General features: G+C 69.5%; 13 protein-coding genes. 9 read left to right on the top strand and 4 right to left on the bottom strand.

The window, feature by feature from the left end; all coding sequences use genetic code 11:
- Window positions 1-111: 111 nt before the first annotated feature.
- Window positions 112-927 (bottom strand): polysaccharide deacetylase family protein, encoded by an 816-nt coding sequence (locus WMF22_RS22525; RefSeq protein ID WP_438036980.1) that lies wholly within the window; start codon window positions 925-927, stop codon window positions 112-114.
- A 361-nt stretch (window positions 928-1,288) separates the two neighbouring features.
- Between WMF22_RS22525 and WMF22_RS22520 the strand changes: the two genes are divergently transcribed.
- The 7 genes from WMF22_RS22520 to WMF22_RS22490 all read left to right on the top strand — a co-directional run bounded on the left by WMF22_RS22520 (window position 1,289) and on the right by WMF22_RS22490 (window position 11,305).
- Complete coding sequence (locus WMF22_RS22520; protein ID WP_438036979.1) at window positions 1,289-2,437, top strand: alpha/beta hydrolase family esterase; 1,149 nt, start codon at window positions 1,289-1,291, stop codon at window positions 2,435-2,437.
- A gap of 458 nt (window positions 2,438-2,895) precedes the next feature.
- A complete protein-coding gene (locus tag WMF22_RS22515; protein WP_437301087.1) occupies window positions 2,896-3,618 on the top strand; it encodes a response regulator transcription factor in 723 nt (240 codons plus the stop codon).
- A gap of 671 nt (window positions 3,619-4,289) precedes the next feature.
- Entirely contained in the window at window positions 4,290-4,694 is a 405-nt protein-coding gene (locus tag WMF22_RS22510) for a Kazal-type serine protease inhibitor family protein (protein WP_438036978.1), read from the top strand.
- A 206-nt stretch (window positions 4,695-4,900) separates the two neighbouring features.
- A complete protein-coding gene (gene istA / locus WMF22_RS22505) occupies window positions 4,901-6,487 on the top strand; it encodes an IS21 family transposase (RefSeq protein ID WP_438032050.1) in 1,587 nt (528 codons plus the stop codon).
- Window positions 6,487-7,308, top strand: a complete 822-nt coding sequence (locus tag WMF22_RS22500) for an ATP-binding protein (protein WP_437296943.1) — start codon at window positions 6,487-6,489, stop codon at window positions 7,306-7,308. Before istA ends, WMF22_RS22500 begins: the two co-directional genes overlap by 1 nt.
- 751 nt (window positions 7,309-8,059) lie before the next feature.
- Complete coding sequence (locus WMF22_RS22495) at window positions 8,060-9,823, top strand: CotH kinase family protein (protein ID WP_438036977.1); 1,764 nt, start codon at window positions 8,060-8,062, stop codon at window positions 9,821-9,823.
- Window positions 9,824-9,994: 171 nt separating this feature from the next.
- Entirely contained in the window at window positions 9,995-11,305 is a 1,311-nt protein-coding gene (locus tag WMF22_RS22490; RefSeq protein ID WP_437301084.1) for a serpin family protein, read from the top strand.
- Between the two features lie 36 nt (window positions 11,306-11,341).
- Here WMF22_RS22490 and WMF22_RS22485 read toward each other — a convergent pair whose 3' ends face one another.
- The 3 genes from WMF22_RS22485 to WMF22_RS22475 all read right to left on the bottom strand — a co-directional run bounded on the left by WMF22_RS22485 (window position 11,342) and on the right by WMF22_RS22475 (window position 14,420).
- The gene (locus WMF22_RS22485) at window positions 11,342-12,733 is read right to left on the bottom strand and encodes an MATE family efflux transporter (protein ID WP_438036976.1); all 1,392 of its coding nucleotides are present in this window, start codon (window positions 12,731-12,733) and stop codon (window positions 11,342-11,344) included.
- Window positions 12,734-12,802: 69 nt separating this feature from the next.
- Window positions 12,803-13,924, bottom strand: coding sequence for a hypothetical protein (locus WMF22_RS22480; RefSeq protein ID WP_438036975.1), 1,122 nt, complete (start codon window positions 13,922-13,924; stop codon window positions 12,803-12,805).
- A gap of 106 nt (window positions 13,925-14,030) precedes the next feature.
- A complete protein-coding gene (locus tag WMF22_RS22475; protein WP_438036974.1) occupies window positions 14,031-14,420 on the bottom strand; it encodes a hypothetical protein in 390 nt (129 codons plus the stop codon).
- Between the two features lie 453 nt (window positions 14,421-14,873).
- Here WMF22_RS22475 and WMF22_RS22470 point away from each other — a divergent pair, with 453 nt between their 5' ends.
- Window positions 14,874-15,233: an SLOG family protein gene (locus tag WMF22_RS22470; protein WP_437301080.1), complete on the top strand. Its 360-nt coding sequence runs from the start codon at window positions 14,874-14,876 to the stop codon at window positions 15,231-15,233.
- A gap of 309 nt (window positions 15,234-15,542) precedes the next feature.
- Window positions 15,543-16,061 (top strand): hypothetical protein, encoded by a 519-nt coding sequence (locus WMF22_RS22465; protein ID WP_438036973.1) that lies wholly within the window; start codon window positions 15,543-15,545, stop codon window positions 16,059-16,061.
- Window positions 16,062-16,149: the final 88 nt, after the last annotated feature.

The raw sequence follows: 16,149 nt of genomic DNA, 5'->3' as shown, positions 1-16,149 counted from the left end.
GGAAGCTGCGATCGACCCAGGGCTCGAAGTCGAACGTCGTGCGGATCAGGCCCAGGCGCTTGGCGTCGGCGATGCGCGCGGGGGAGGGATGGCGGAACGCGCACAGGCCGCCTAGCGAGGCACCTCGCCGCGGATCACCTGCCGCACGGTCAGGACGACGACGCGGCCCGCGTCGCGCTCCTCCGCGAGCCAGTCCACGAGGGTGGAGAAGTCCTGTCTGGAGATGCTGTATTTGCCGCAGGCGTCACAGACATGGTGGAAGATGAGCTGTATCCATCCGCCGTCCTGCTGCGCGCCGCGGAGGAGAGCCTTGATCGTGGGGACGCCCTGGCTGCGGGTGAGGGAGCCGGGCGCGCGGGTGGCGGTCGGGTCGCGGGGAGGGATGGACTCCGTCCGTGGGCACAAGATGCAGGAGGCGAACGCGAGCCCTCCCGCGCGCCTTCCGCTGTCGTAACCGCAGGCGCGCACCAGCGCGGTGCTGACGCTGTCGTGAGCGCCCCAGGGGTAGGCGAAGTCGCTCACGGCGAAGCCCAGCGCGAGGAGGGCGCGGCGATCATCGCAGATCTGCCGGCGCTGCTCGCTGGCGCTGAGCCCGGGCAACCGCACGTGATTGACGGTGTGGCCGCCGATCTCATGGCCGTCGGACGCGAGCGCGCGGAGCTGCGCGACGGTCAGGTAGCCGGGGCGGTCGAGTACACCGCTGTTCACGAAGAACGTGGCATGCATCCCGTGCTCGGCGAGGATGGATCGCACGGAGAGCTGATCCGCCAGCGTGTCGTCGAATTCGATGGACACGACAAGGGCGCCCGGGTCACGCCGCGCCAGGTGGACCGGGGAGAGGAGGACGGCGGCAAGGCACGCCACGATGAAGGCCAGCACCGCCTGCTGTCGGCGCGTCGCGGGGCGTCGCGCGCAGCCCCTCTCCATGGGCACGATCTCCACGGAACACGTCGCCGTATCATCGACCGTGCCCGGGCCTCCGGCGCCCTTCCGGGAGGACCGGCGCGCTCTGCGCGTTCCAGGAACGCCTGGAGATGCTCCCGGGGCGGCGCGCGGCTGCGGCGTCGAGGCATAGGCCAGTATGCCCATGCCTCGAGCCAGCGACCTCGGATATGACAGCCACGTGCATCGGGTGATGTGACGACGGACGGTGAGCCGGGAAGACAGGGCGGCGCTGTCCCGCGCTTCCGAGGACGTGACCCGAGCACCGGATGGCGGTCTTGAACCCACCGGACAGAGGTGCTGACCAATGACGTACGGACGAACGAGTTTACCGAAGCTGATTCTGGTGTTGGGAGCGCTCGGCATCTCCCTCTGGGGCTGCGGTGGCGACAGCGATGGGACCACCAGCGCCGGTGGCGACGGCGGCGGCGGCCCCGCCGCCGGCGCCAGCACGAGCAGCACCTCGGGCAGCGGCAGCGTGTCGACGGGCCCGGCCAGCGGCACCAGCACCGGCAGCGATGGCGCCAGCACGAGCGGCGCGGGTGGCGACGCCAGCACGAGCGGCGCGGGTGGCGACGCCAGCGCGAGCGGCGCGGGTGGCGGCGCCAGCACGAGCGGCGCGGGCGGCGGCGCCAGCAGCACGAGCGGCGCGGGGGGCGCCACCAGCACGAGCGGCGCGGGGGGCGGCGAGCCCATCACCTGCCCGTCGACCGCGCTGAGGGCCGGCGACACGAACAAGACGATCACGGTCGGCGGCTCGAACCGCAGCTATGTCCTGCATGTCCCTGCCGCGTACGACGGCAGCAAGCCGGTGCCTCTCGTGGTGGACCTCCACCCCCTCGGCGGCTCTGGCCCGTCGGAGCGATCGGGCTCGCCGTATCCGGCGCAGACCGACCCGGAGGGCGTGATCATGGCCTTCCCGTCAGGGCTCGCCGGCCCCTCGGGCGGCGCCTGGAACGTGGGGCCCTGCTGCGTGAAGAACACCGACGACGTGGCCTTCGTCAAGGCGATGGTGGCCGAGATCCAGGAGACCGCCTGCATCGACCCGAAGCGCATCTACGCGGTCGGCTTCTCGATGGGAGGTGGAATGTCCCACTACCTCGCTTGCCACGCGGCCGATACGTTCGCCGCCGTGGCGCCCGCCGCCTTCGATCTCCTGCAGGAGAACGTCGGCGATTGCAAACCATCGCGCCCGATCACCGTGATCTCGTTCCGCAGCACCGGGGATCCGATCGTGCCTTACGCCGGTGGATACTCCGCGGTCGTGAGCGGCATGCCCATCACGTTCCTCGGGGCGAAATCGACCCTCGAGAAGTGGGGCCAGATCAACAAGTGCACGGGCTCGCCATCGGCCGAAGACAGCAAGGGCTGCTCGACCTTCTCGAACTGCGAGGGCGGCGTCGAAGTGGCCCTCTGCACGAAGCAGGGAGGGGGCCACGACTACGGCAACGCCGCGGTCGGCTGGCCGGTCCTGAAGCGGCACGTCATGCCGTGACCGCCTCCTGACGCGCGCTCCGCGTGCTCGACGCGGCGCGTCCCCCCATTCCCGTGCACGGCGTCCCTCGATCGTCGCCGTCCTGCCCACACCCGCCTCCACGTTCGAGCGACCCCGCTGACATCGAGATACGACCCACCGTGGGATGCAATGACGCTATGCATCCACAGCGCGATCTGTCGGCCTGCAGCGCCATCAGAAGAATCTGCTGCTGGTGTGCGAATACCGCGTGATCGTAGCTGCGGCGTGACACGCGAACTCGCGGGTTGGTGGCCGACGCCTTGATCGTTCGACGTGGCGAGTGATACTTTGGGAGCCTGCCTCCCGAGCGGCTTCGTCGTCCAGCGGGAGGCGCCAACGAGCTTCCCATGAAGGTCAGCGGAACCACAATCCTGACGCGGAAAACCTTGGTGAGCCGGAGATTCGGCTCGGAAGCGTGGCGAGGCCTCTTTCGTGACATGGCGCTGAGCCATCCGTGGTTCAGGCAGCCGATCACGGCCAGCAGCCTGGTTCCGCTGCCCGAGTTCCTCACGTTCCACGACGAGCTCGTGCGGCGCTTCTATCCGGACCGCAAGGACGCCCTCTTCGAGCTCGGGGCCGAGTCGGCGCGCTGGGCGCTCGTCGATGGCCCGCTGAAGCGCTTCGTCCGAGATCCGGGGATCTCCTCGCTTGTCACGGCGATTCCCACGCTCTGGCATCGTTATTTTTCCGAGACCGACAGCCGCTCCGAAGCGGCGCTGCGGGACGCCGGCGTCGAATTTCGAGTTCACGACCTCCCGGCCTGGCACCCGTATTTCGAGCACTTCGTGATCGGGTACACGAAGGAGATGCTGGAGCTCTATTGCGCCAACCCGATCTGGACCCATCGCCTCGCCGGGGGGCGCGGGACGACGTACAACTACCTGCTCGCCACCGATCCCGTTCCGAGCGCTCCTCCGAGCGGAGAGCGCGCCAGCGGCGGGTGCGCTCGGCTCGTCCGGTCACGAAGGGCGCTCACGGAGCGCGAGCTGGAGGTGCTGCGGCTCGTCGGGGTCGGCAAGACCAACCGCGAGATCGCCGTCGTCCTTCACATCTCCCAGAAGACCGTGCAGCATCACATCGCCCACGCCTACGACAAGCTCGGCATCTACAGCCGAGCCGGCGCGACGCTGTGGCTGGGCGAGCGGGGGCTCCTGGGCTGAGGGGCGGCGCGAGCGCGCGCCGCTGGCCGGCCGGCAGAGCGACGAGCGCTCGCCGGGAGAGCGCGAGCCTCACGGTCGCCTGCATACGCGATCGCCTGCATACGCGGTCGCCTGCATACGCGGTCGCCTGGCATACGGCGGCGCGGCGATCACATCGGCGATGGACGCGCTCTTCGTAAGCACTGGATTGGCTCGTCGCTCGCCTCGCCATCGGTGATCGCGAGAGGGCCGCGCAGGCCACGCTGCGGGGGCAGGTTGCGCAAGCCCAGGCTCACCTTGCGCAGCTTTGGCCCGATCCGGGCGGCCGCTGACGCCGCAGCCGGGCGTGCACGCCGTGGAAACCGCGCCGCGCGACGTGTGGCCTGACTCCTGCCAAGGAGACAAGGAGACAAGGAGACAAGGAGACAAGGAGACAAGGAGACAAGGAGACAAGGAGACAAGGAGACAAGGAGACCGTGCCCCCGCGGCGCTGCGACCGTCGGCTCGAGGTCTCATCGCACGTAGGTCGCGTCGAGTCGACTCTCATGCTCGCCGACCGATCGGCAGGGGGGATGACAGGGATCACGCGCCGCGCTCGCGCTCGGCGCAAGGCGCCCTTTCTCTCCAGGGGAGGGGCTCGCGTACGGTCATCGCTTTGCCGGGAGCGGCGAGGCGCCATTGGAGGAAACATCATGAACGTTCAGGCTTGGTTCAAGGGCAGTCGCATGGCATCCATCGTCTGGCTCGCGCTCGCCGTGGCCCCGCTCGCCGCGGGCTGTCAGGTGGAGGTGGCCGACGATGCGCCCGAATCGATCGTCTCCGAGTCGAGTGAGGTGAGGGGAGACGGCGGGCAACAGGGCGGCGTCTGCGGCGGCTTCGCCGGGATCGCGTGCGAGCGCGGCTTCTTCTGTGACTACGACATCAAGGCGCAGTGCGGCGCGGGCGATCAGACGGGCGTCTGCGCGCCCATCCCGCAGGCGTGCACCCAGGTGTACAATCCCGTTTGCGGCTGCGACGGCAGGACGTACAGCAATGCATGCGCCGCGAACGCGGCGGGCGTGTCGGTTGCCAGTTCGCAGGGTCATGGGGCCACCTGACGGCGTTTTTCGCAGGGTCATGGGGCCACCCCAATCGCAGGAGGATGGGGCCACCCGCGCGGGGGCGTGACCCAGTTTTTCGCAGGGTCATGGGGCCAGCTTTCGAGGTTTTTCGCAGCCTCATGGGGCCAGCTCGGGACGCCGCGGTCGGGATCTGAGACGGGCTCCTTCCGACGACGGCGCGGGTCGCCGTCGGAAGGAGCCCGATGCCCTACCGAGAGCTGATCATGGTTGACATCAAGGAAATGCTCCGCCGTCGTGCGGCGGGGCAGAGCGCGCGTCAGGTGGCGCGCGAGACGGGGTTCGATCGCAAGACGGTCGGCAGGTACTTCGAGGCCGCGGCGACGCTGCCACTGCCGCTCGACCGCGAGCCGACGGACGAGGAGGTCCATGCGATCGCCCAACGCGTGCAGGCGCGCCCGGTGCCCGACGCGAGCGACGAGAGGAAGCAGATCGACGCGCATCGCGTGCGTATCGAGGCCTGGCTCGCTCAATCTCGCCCGCTGAAGCTGCGGAAAATCCACACGCTGCTCCAGCGCGACCACGGCGTCACGGCGAGCTACGACACGCTCTGGCGCTTCGCCAAGGAGGAGCTCGCGTGGCGCAAGAAGACGCCGACGGTTCGTGTCGCGGATACCGAGCCCGGCGAGGTCGCGCAGGTCGACTTCGGCCTCATGGGCAGGCTGTTCGATCCTGCGACGCAGCGAGTTCGCAACCTGTGGGTGCTCGTGGTGACGCTCGCGTACAGCCGCTACCAGTTCGTGTGGCCGTCGTTCGAGCAGACCACCGTGGCGGTGTGCGCGGGCCTGGATGCGGCGTGGCGCTTCTTCGATGCGATGGCGCGCGTGATCATTCCGGACAACATGAAAGCCATCGTGCTGCGCGCCGACGAGGTCGCCCCCGTGCTCGCGCCGGCCTTCCTCGACTACGCTCAGACGCGCGGGCTGTTCGTGGATGCCGCGCGTGTCAGGTCGCCGAGAGACAAGGCACGTGTCGAGAATCAGGTCGCCTACGTGCGGGAGAGCTGGTTCGACGGCGAATCGTTCACGAGCCTCGACGACGCGCGCGCGTCGGCTGAGCGGTGGTGCCGCGACGTCGCCGGCGCGCGCGTCCACGGCACGACGCGCGAGGTACCGCGCGAGGTGTTCGAGGCGCGCGAGAGGAGCGCCATGAAGCCGGCGCCGGCAGCGCCGTTCGACGTGCCGCACTGGACCGACGCGAAGGTCCACCCCGATCATCACGTGCAGGTGCTCCGGTCGCTCTACAGCGTGCCCACCCGCCACGTCGGCAGCACGGTGCGCGTCCGCGCCGACAGCGCGTCGGTGAGGATCTACGCCGGCACGGAGCTCGTGAAAGTGCACGCGCGCGTCGCGCCGGGCAAGCGTTCCACCGATCCGAGCGACTACCCCATGGGCAAGGACGTCGCGGCGGTGCGCGACGTCGCCTCGCTCATCGCGAGCGCGAAGAAGTGCGGAGTGCACGTCGGCGTCTACGCTGAGCGACTGCTCGCGGTGCCATTGCCCTGGACGCGCATGCGGCTGGTCTACGCGCTGCTGCGTCTGTGCAAGAAGTTCGGTAACGGGCGTGTCGAGGCGATCTGCCAGAGCGCGCTCGCGTTTGATGTCGTCGACGTGCAGCGCGTGGCGCGCATGCTCGAGACGGCGAAGACGCCGGCGTCACCGTCCACGGGTCAGCGCACGGTCGTTGCGCTGCCCACGCCGCGGTTCGCGCGCAGCACGGAGCACTTCGCGACGCGCATGCCGGCGGCTGCCGCGACCAAGGAGGACTCGTGATGAGCGCGAGCGAAGTCGACCCTGCGCTCATCACGGCGCTCAAGCGCCTTCGTCTCGGCCGGATCGCGGCGACGCTGCGCGAGCGTCTCCTGGTCGCCGAGAAGCAGTCGATGGGACACGAGGAGCTGTTGCTCATGCTGCTCACCGACGAGATCGCGCGTCGCGAGGCCAGCGCGACGGAGAGCCGCGTACGCGACGCCGGGCTCGACCCGGCCATGCGCCTGGAGCTCTGGGACAAGACCGCGAAGGTCAGCTTCGACAAGCGTCTGCTCGGCGGGTTCACGAGCCTACGCTTCCTCGAAGAGCACAAGCACATCGTCATCCTCGGCTCTGTCGGCGTGGGCAAGACCTACCTCGCGAACGCGCTCGGACACCTCGCGTGCCAGCACGGCTACAGCGTACGCTTCTTGCGCGCGGACGCGATGCTGCGCAGGCTGCGCCAGAGCAGACTCGACAACTCACGCGACGCCGAGATGGTCGCGCTCACGACCGTCGACCTGCTCATCCTCGACGACTTCGCGCTCGAGGCGATGAACAAGGAAGAGAGCCGCGACGTGTACCAGCTCTTCCTCGAACGTACAGGCAACGCTTCGATGATCGTCACGAGCAATCGCGACACGGCCGAGTGGCTCGCGATGTTCGACGACGTACTGCTCGCGCAGAGCGCCGTCGATCGGTTCAAGAACGCGGCGTTCGACTTCATCATCGACGGCGAGTCGTACAGACCGCGGCTCAAGCCGAAGCTCGACGAGAGCACCACGGCCGCGCCGGTGCCCGCGCGCAGCAAGCCGCCAACCCACCCACGCGGCAGGCGGCGATGACCGCTGCGGCCTCGGCGAGGACGTCGAGCCCGGGGCCGCGCCTCTGACCCCTCGCTCCGATCGGCGTGCCTCGCCCACCCTCGTCGACGGGAGCGCGGGTGTCGCTGGGGGCGGGGTGAACCTGCCTGCTCCTGAGCGTCGCGGACCCTGCCGGGATCTGCCGGGGGCCTGGGTGGCCCCATGACCCTGCGAAAAGAGAGACGTCGCCGGTCGCTGCGCGCCCGGCTCCGGGGACCTCGACACGCTTCGCGGTCTCGGGCATGGTCGAGACCGATCACGGCGTCTCCCCCCTGGCCCCATGACCCTGCGACGGGGTGGCCCCATGATCCTGCGACGTGGCATCGGTCGCGTCGCGCGGCAAGTGCCTCGCGCCCTCGTGAGCGCGCGCCGCGGGGGGCCTGATGTGCCGCGCCCCCCGGCGGCGTCGACTCGATAGCTCCCGCCGCCCTCCCGCGTCGATGTCGACCTGCCTTGCTCTCCTCGGGGAGCGGAGGGGTCTGCGCGATCGTCGCGGGAGGGCGCGCGGCGCGCCTGCGCCGCCCTCCTTCCACGCCATGTGGAAATCTACGCTGCATCACGAATGGAAAAATCATTTGTGATTGATGTGGAAAATTCCACCATGTCCCGGCCTGCGCCTCGGGCCGATCGGGCCGATGACGGCATGCCGCACGCTTCTGGCGCGAGGTTTCGTCGCACGATCGAAGCATACTTGACATAAGATTGCCCCGAAACGCGAGCTGAGGAGCGATCGATGACCTTGAGAATTCTTCGTTGCCTGTTGCCTGTCGCCACGCTGGCGGCCGCGCCTCTCGTGGGCTGCGGCTCGTCCGACGACCCCGGCGCGACCGGGGCGGGCGGCGGCGCGAGCAGCAGCACCGGAGGGCAGGGCGCGGGCGGCGACGGCGCAGGCGGCGACGGCGAGGCGGGCGGCGTCCCCGCGGAGCCGCCGGATTACGCCGCCGCGTTCCCGCAGGACCGGGTTCCCCGCATCGACATCACCATCACGCCCGAGCAGTGGCAGCAGATGGTCGACGACATGACGGACATGGCCGGCGAGTTCGGCTCGCAGGGCGGCCCATTCACGCCGCCTCCGGAGTGGGTCACGGCCTGCGATGGTCTCGTGGCCGGCGACGCCTGCACGATAGACCTCTTCGGGGCCCCCGCCGAGGGAGCGTGCACGGAGCTCCCCGGCGGCCTGACCTGCCAGCCGACCCCGCAGGAGCCCGGGGAATTCGTGCCGCCCCCGGACTGGATCGCCGCCTGCGAGGGGCTGGCGGCGGACGCCGCCTGCACGATCGACATCTTCGGGACCGCCACCGAGGGGGCGTGCACCGACGTCGAGGGCGAGCTGACCTGCATGCCGCCCGGCCCCGGGGGCGGCGATCCGGGGCTCATCAGCAGCGTCGAGCTGCTCCCGCGCACGCCGGTCTACGTCGAGTGCGACGTCGCCACCGAGGATCGGCAGTGGAAGCACGTCGGCATCCGCTTCAAGGGCAACTCGAGCCTGCTCCTGCCCTGGAACGCGGGCAACTGGAAGCTGCCGCTGCGCCTCAACTTCGACCGATTCGAGGACGAGTATCCCGAGATCAAGAACCAGCGCTTCTACGGGTTCGACTCGATGTCGTTCGCGAGCGGGTACCTGGATCCCTCGCTCCTGCGCGAGAAGATCGGCACCGACATCTTCGCCAAGGCGGGGATCCCCGCGCCCGCGACCGCGTTCTACCGGGTCTTCATCGATCACGGGGAGGGGCCCGTCTATTTCGGGCTGTACACCGGCATCGAGCTGCCGTCGGACGAGTCGTTCCTCGACACCCATTTCGGCGGCCACAAGGGCAACCTCTACAAGCCAGATGGCACGGGCGCGCGGTGGGAGACGTGGGACCCCGACACCATCGTCAAGGAGAACAACGAGGACGACACCGATCGCTCGGACGCGCGGGCGCTGTTCGACGCGCTGCACGCCGACAGGACCGACGCCGCCGCCTGGCGCGCGGGGCTCGAGGCGCGCCTCGACGTCGACGGCTTCCTGCACTGGTTCGCGCTGAACGCGGTGATCGAGGACTGGGACGTGTACGGCCGCCTGCCGCACAACTACTATCTCTACGCGGACCCGAACAAGGGCGGGCAGTTCACGTGGATCCCCTGGGATCACACCTTCGCGTTCTCGGACGCCGACGCGGGCGTGACCATCGGGCTGACGGCGCTGCCCCTCTCGATGGCCGACGTGACCGAGCAATGGCCGCTCGTCCGCTACCTGCTCGACGATGCCGTCTATTTCGAGGTCTACCGCGGCTACGTGGCGCAGGCCGCCAGCAAGGAGTACGAGGCGGCCGCTTCCGAGGCGTGGTTCAAGGCGGCGCATGACCTGATCGCGCCGTACGTCGTCGGGCCGGAGGGCGAGATCGAGGGGCACACGCACCTCACGACGCCCGAGGACTTCAACAACGGACTCGCCACGCTGATCGCCCACGCCAAGGGACGGACAGCGGAGGTCGCCCTCTACCTCGAGCAGTGAGGGTCGAGCCGTCTCCGCACAGGACGAAAGCATCCTGTGCCACGGTGGGCCAACCCTGTCCCTGCGATCGCGGGCGCCGCGCCGGTGGGTGTCGCCTCCGCGAGAGCGACCGTCTCCGCGGGGGTCGATGAGGCCGGGGCCCTTGGCACAAGCGCTGCTGTGCCGGGGCCCATGCGTTATCACCAAATTTCGTCAATCCTCATCCCTCTGTCCGTGCTCCTCGCGGGCTGCTCCTCCGGCGGCACCGGGGAGGACCCGGTGCCCTCGCCGTCCGGGTGCGGCGATCCGGAGACGCCGGGGTGCGTCGTCACCTCCGAGAAGCAGCGGATCCTCGACCCCTCGGTGCCCGACGCCGATCGCGAGGCGCTCGCCGACGGCAACACGGCGTTCGCGCTCGACCTCTACGGGAAGCTCGGCGGCGCGCCGGGCAACATGTTCTATTCGCCGCACAGCGTGTCGAGCGCGCTGGCGATGACGTACGCGGGCGCGCGCACGGAGACGGAGGCGGAGATGGCGAGCGCGCTGCGCTTCACGCTGCCCCAGGAGCGGCTGCACCCGGCGTTCAACGCGCTGGATCTGGCGCTCGAGAGCCGCGGCGAGGTCGCCGAGGGGCAGGACGGCGAGGGGTTCCAGCTCAACATCGCCAACGCGCTCTGGGGGCAGGTGGGCTATCCGTTCCTGCCCGCGTTCCTCGACGTGCTCGCGGAGAACTACGGGGCCGGGATGAACCTCGTCGACTTCGGCCAGACGAGCGAGGCCCGGGAGATCATCAACGGGTGGGTGGCAGAGCGCACCGAGGACCGGATCAAGGACCTCCTGCCGGAAGGCTCCATCAGCGGCGCGACCCGGCTCGTGCTGACGAACGCCATCTATTTCAACGCGGCGTGGAAGTTCCCCTTCAAGGAGGAGGACACGGCCCCGGGCGATTTCACGCTGGCGGACGGCTCCACGGTCTCCGTGCCGATGATGGCCGCCACGTCGGAGGTCCGCTACGGCGAGGGCGACGGCTACGCGGCGCTCGAGATGCCCTATGACGGCGACGAGCTCGCGATGGTGCTCGTGCTGCCGTCCGACATCGAGGCGTTCGAGGACGGCCTCGACGGCGCGCGCCTCGACGGCGTCCTCGGGTCGCTGGAGCCGCGGAACGTCACCATCGGGCTGCCGAAATTCAAGGTGGAGTCGACGTTCGACCTCGTCCCGCCGCTCATGGATCTGGGGATGACCGCCGCCTTCGGCGCGGCGGATTTCTCGGGGATCGACGGGCAGCGGAGCCTCTCCATCTCCGCCGTGGTCCACAAGGCGTTCGTCTCCGTGAACGAGGCGGGCACGGAGGCCGCGGCGGCGACCGCGGTGGCCCTCGACGAGAGCGGGCCGCCCGAGCCCGCGGCCATCCGCTTCGATCGCCCGTTCTTCTTCTTCATCCGGGACAACGCGACGAGCGCGATCCTGTTCGTGGGCCGCGTGGCCGACCCGTCGGCGTAGCGCCGCGAGGCCGCGCGTCCGGCGCGCGGGCGCGGATCACCCGGCGGTCGCCTCGCGCAGCGGGGCGCGCGCGTCCGCGCCCCGCCCGTCGAGCCTCCGGAACTCCCGGCCGACCAGGGGGATCACGAGCACGAAGATCGCGATGTCGATCGCGGCGTTCGCCCAGAACACCCCGCTCACCCCGGCGATCCTGGGCAAGAGCCACATCAGGGGGAGATAGAACACAAGCTGCCTCAGCAGGGCGAGCGCGCTCGCGAGCTTCGCCCGCTCCACGGAGGGGAAGAACGCCAGCGCCATGAAGACCCACGGCATGACGGGCAGGGCGAGGACGGAGATCCGGAAGTCGAGCAGCTGCTGCGCGGCGAAGTCGAACCCCGGCAGCATGGAGCCGAGCACGGCCTCCGGGGCCAGCATCATCGAGAGCCAGAACGGCAGGAGCAGGACGAGCCCGGCGATCGAGAACTGGCTGAAGGCCTGCTTCACCCTGCCGTAGCGCCCTGCCCCGTAGCTGATCCCCTCCACGGGCTGCAACGCCCGCATCAGGCCGAACAGCGGCGTCATCAGGAACATGGAGATGCGGTTGCAGGCGGCGAAGAAGGCGACGTCCTGCTCCGTGCCATGGGTCGACACCGCCCCATAGACCACGAGGTTCTGGACGACGCCCATGATGCACACGATCATCGCCGGCATGCCCAGAGAGACGATCTGCCGCCGGATCGACGGGTCGATGCGGATCGTGCGCCAGGCGGTGTCGAACGAGGCGCGGCCCCTCGCGTAGTACAGGAGCCCGACGGCCGAGTAGACGAGCATGGCCGCGTTGGTGGCCCAGGCCGCGCCCTGCACGCCCCAGCCGAACGTGTGGATGAACAGCGGCTTCAAGGCGACGTCCACCCCCAGGCCGAGGGAGATCATCCAGGCCGCCGTCTTCATCTTGCCTTCGCCGCGAACGGTCATGTTCACCGCGAGGCCGTGCACCCAGAACAGCGACCCGAGGGTCGTCGCCTGGAAGTACGCGGTGCCGTACGCGAGGATCTCCCCGCTGCCGCCCATCGCGCGCACGAGCGGCTCTGCGAACCAGTAAGCGAGCACGGCGTACGGCAAGCTGACGAGGAGCGACAGCCCGTTCACGCTCCCCAGGAGGCCGTGGAGCTTGCCCCGGTCGTCCGCGCCCATGTAGATGCTCAGCGCCGTGCCGGCGCCGGTCCCGATCAGGCTGCCCAGTCCCAGCGTGATCTGCGACAGGGGATAGGCGATCCCCACGCCGGCCAGGGCGCTCTCGTTCATCAGCTGGCCCACGAACACGGCGTCCAGGAACGAGTTGAGCCCGTACAGGACCATGGCCAGCACGGCCGGCCACGAGAGCCGCCACATCACGGCCTTCAGGTCGCCTTCGAGGATGAACTGCTTGTGGGCGTCTCTATCGCTCATGGCACGGCCGGCGCCTGGTCGGGAAGAACGAACCGCGCCTCGGCCGTCGCCGATTCCGGCGTCGAGGCGTCATCTCGAAGGGCTGCGCGGCTTTCGCCGACGCGCCGGCCGCCGCCGCGAGGCCGCCCCGAGGCGCTTCTGGATCGCCGCCTGCGTCTCGCGAGGCAGCGTCGCGATGTACTCCGCGGACAACGCGCGGAGCACCGCGTCCGGCAGGGCGAGCACCGTCTGCGCCTCGGTGAGCCCAGCGAGCCGCTGCTCGGGGGCGAGCCCGGCGAGCCGCTGCTCGGGGGCGAGCCCGGCAAGCCGCTGCTCGGGGGCGAGCCCGGCGAGCCGCTGCTCGGGGGCGAGCCCGGCGAGCCGCTGCTCGGGGGCGAGCCCGGCGAGCCGCTGCTCGGGGGCGAGCCCGGCGAGCCGCTGCTTGGGCGGCACCCGCGCGACGAGGCGCGTGAGCACCTTCTCGAAGCTCTCGACCACTCGCTTTTCGTCCTTCATGTGCCGCTTCCTCCGCCCCGGGAGCGGACGTCGAAGCTGCTCGACATGCTCCAGGAGCGCCCAGAACACCGCGATCTCCGTCGGGGAGAGCGCCGGGATCCCGCCGGGGTCGGCGACCATCCCAGGCGTCACAGTGTACAGCAGATGGTGGCCGTCGCGAGCGTTCGCCGGCACCGTCTCCACCACCCGCAGCGGAAAGACGCAGAGCCGACCCTCGTGTGTGCCCGGTCCCGTGGGTGTGAGCGCGCAGTCGAGCGACCTGAGCGCTTCGACGAAGCGCGGGGTCAGGCGGGGCGCGAGCACGCGGAGGGCGACGGAGGCGGGGTCCTCAATCTCTGCAACGACGAGGTACTGCAGCGCGTAAGCGAGGAGCATGCGGGCGTCGTCGCGTTCGAGCTCGTCTGTCGGCCCCTTGAAGTGCACGAGGGTGTGCTCGGCCAGCCCGCCCACGACGCTGGTGAGAAGGCTCGGCCTGGGTGGGGCGCCGCGCCGCCGGCGCCGAAGGATTACGAGGTCGACGCGGAGCGGCTCGCGCGCGAGCTGAAACTCCGAGATGCACTGATACCAGCCCGCGGGCAGCACGTGCTCGAGGAGCGCGACGAGCACCGGGTGCCACGCCGTGTAGACGCGGACGCGACGGCGCCCCTGCGGGGAGCGCGTCCCGCTCTTCGTCGCCGGTTGCGCGGCCTTCGCCATGCGGAGCAGCGTTACCACGACCGCCGCCGACAGGCGAGCTCGTGGCGTGAAGCGGTGACGCCGGCGGCGCAGCGCGCTGCCCCGCTATTCATGGCCACCAGCACAATTACGTGATGCCCGGAGTCGTCGTTTCAGTGAATGCATCCCAGGCCCGAATATAAGCGCGCGCATCGGGCCCCAGATGAGAGACGACGCGCGCAACGGCGGCAGGGGCATCGACGCTGCGGGCGCAAATGGCCTCCAGGAGTCCGGTCGCGACCGCATCTGCCTCTGGGCCACTTCTTGACAGCGAACGCTCCACGAGCCGCGAAACCTCATCAAGCGTGGCGTCATCGAGGTCGGACTCGAGCTGGACAAGCGCGCGGCCGATGTGGCCGAAGACGACCGTCGCAGGGGCCGAATCGGGCTCCCAGTCGGCGACGACCTCAGACACCGCTTCCCGCAGCTTCGGGTGGCAGGCGGAAAAATCCTGGTACGGGTTGTGCGAGTCTGCCATCAACGTTCCCTTACTTGGAGAGGGCTCCCCCTCGAATCACCTCTGGCGCGTGCGAGCAAAATATTGGCCGCTGAACGGCAGCACATCGTCGGCGAGGCCGAACGCGGGCAGGTCGACCGCATCGACGTCGACCTGCGCTCGCGGCGCGGAGCGCGACGCCCCCGGCGCAGGCGGGCCGGCGAGGAGCGGTTTGGATGCCTTCAAGACGCTCCCGGCCGGAGGGGGCGTCGTGCTCACCCCACGCGCGGCCTGCCCATGGGCACGGCGGCTTGGACTTCTCGATGCCATGCTCGTCGAGATGATAGGGCGGAATTTGCCGCGAGGACGCTCGGCGAGGCGGTCGCCCCACAGAGTGGGATGGTTCGGCGGGCGGGGGCCGCGCCGGGAGGGCCAGGCGGGGGTGTGTACATCCCGATGTTCCCGCTCCGCGCGCTTCGAGGGTAGGATAGCGGAATGACGCGTGTGATCGTCGCCGGCGCTGTGGCGTGGACCGACGTGGACGCGATCCGGCGCGAGCTGGCGAAGCTTCCGGCGGGGGCGACCGTGATCCACGGCGACTCGCCGGGCGCGGACGCCCTCGCCGGGCGCGTCGCAGCCGAGCTGGGGCTCGCCGTGGAGCCGATGGCGAAGAACAAGGCGGACTACGCGAAGTACAAGCGTGGCGCCTGGAAGGGGCTCAACGAGCGGATGCTGGCGAGCGGGGTAGCGCGGGTGCTCGTGTTTCATCCGGCGTTCGAAAAGAGCCGCGGGTCGGGACACCTCGCCGGGCTGGCGAAGGCGGCTGGTGTCGAGGTGAGCGTGTTCGCGGAGTGAGGGGCACGGGAGGCGCGCATGGCACGAGCGCAACGGATGCGAGGTTCTGGGACATGACGGCAGCTTGGCGACAGCACCCGAGGCTTGAGGGCCGCTTCCACGTCGACCACCCGGACGACCTGCAGGTCGTGGTTCACGATGGTGGGCCGCGGCTCACCGATCGCCGTGGCCGGACGACCCAACGGAACATCCGTCTCCGGGTAAAAAGTGGTGGCAATTCTGGAAGTGAACCATTGGATGATCCCGGATGGAACCGCCGGCGCTTCGCGCCGCGGCGCATCGGAGCGATGGGCAGACTGGAGCAGACTCATGGGCATCTACCTGTTCCGCGTAACCTGCACAGCTTGCGCGTTCGAGGGAATGCTGCGCGAGGGCCCTTCTGGAGCCTACTACCAGCTTCCTGACGGTGACAGCGCCGTCGCGAAGACGGCGCCCGCGTGGTGCACGGAATGCGCGACGGTCGTGGACGCCGAAGTTCTGCCGTCGCTCGACGATGCCAGGCGCGAGCTGGCTGAATTTGAACGTCAAGGTCCCGCCATACAAGCGTTTCTCGACGATTCCGCCGGCTTCCGTCATCCCATGCTGCTGCTGGAACACCACATCGCAGGTCTGCAGTCGACGCTGAAATGGCGAGCGCTCCGGCAGTCGCCGCCGCGCTGCCTCACGTGTACATCGCATCATTTTGCTTATCTCCCATGGAAGATTGGGAATGAGAATCAAGCCATGCAGCATCCATCGTGTCCCGGAATGCTGCAGTTTGCGATGCACGCTCATGCCACCCCGCGCGCCCGCGGGTACTCGGTGGAGGGGCACCCGCTCGCGTCGTGACGTGGGCAGAGGAGCTTGCGACGAGGCCCGGACGCGAGCGGCGGGACGGCGCGGAGCGCGCCGCTGGCCGTGCACAGTCAGCGGGTCC

This window comes from Sorangium sp. So ce204, assembly GCF_051526795.1.
Taxonomy (GTDB): Bacteria; Myxococcota_A; Polyangia; order Polyangiales; family Polyangiaceae; genus Sorangium; species Sorangium cellulosum_B.
Note: the sequence above shows the minus strand (reverse complement) of the source record. Positions and strands in the feature narration are given on the sequence as shown.

Bases quoted from the DNA above. Each gene is read 5' to 3' on its own strand.
- WMF22_RS22525 (WP_438036980.1), bottom strand. From the start codon at position 927: ATGGAGAGGGGCTGCGCGCGACGCCCCGCGACGCGCCGACAGCAGGCG.
- WMF22_RS22515 (WP_437301087.1), top strand. From the start codon at position 2,896: ATGGCGCTGAGCCATCCGTGGTTCAGGCAGCCGATCACGGCCAGCAGC.
- WMF22_RS22510 (WP_438036978.1), top strand. From the start codon at position 4,290: ATGAACGTTCAGGCTTGGTTCAAGGGCAGTCGCATGGCATCCATCGTC.
- istA (WP_438032050.1), top strand. From the start codon at position 4,901: ATGCCCTACCGAGAGCTGATCATGGTTGACATCAAGGAAATGCTCCGC.
- WMF22_RS22500 (WP_437296943.1), top strand. From the start codon at position 6,487: ATGAGCGCGAGCGAAGTCGACCCTGCGCTCATCACGGCGCTCAAGCGC.
- WMF22_RS22495 (WP_438036977.1), top strand. From the start codon at position 8,060: ATGACCTTGAGAATTCTTCGTTGCCTGTTGCCTGTCGCCACGCTGGCG.
- WMF22_RS22490 (WP_437301084.1), top strand. From the start codon at position 9,995: ATGCGTTATCACCAAATTTCGTCAATCCTCATCCCTCTGTCCGTGCTC.
- WMF22_RS22485 (WP_438036976.1), bottom strand. From the start codon at position 12,733: ATGAGCGATAGAGACGCCCACAAGCAGTTCATCCTCGAAGGCGACCTG.
- WMF22_RS22480 (WP_438036975.1), bottom strand. From the start codon at position 13,924: ATGGCGAAGGCCGCGCAACCGGCGACGAAGAGCGGGACGCGCTCCCCG.
- WMF22_RS22475 (WP_438036974.1), bottom strand. From the start codon at position 14,420: ATGGCAGACTCGCACAACCCGTACCAGGATTTTTCCGCCTGCCACCCG.
- WMF22_RS22470 (WP_437301080.1), top strand. From the start codon at position 14,874: ATGACGCGTGTGATCGTCGCCGGCGCTGTGGCGTGGACCGACGTGGAC.
- WMF22_RS22465 (WP_438036973.1), top strand. From the start codon at position 15,543: ATGGGCATCTACCTGTTCCGCGTAACCTGCACAGCTTGCGCGTTCGAG.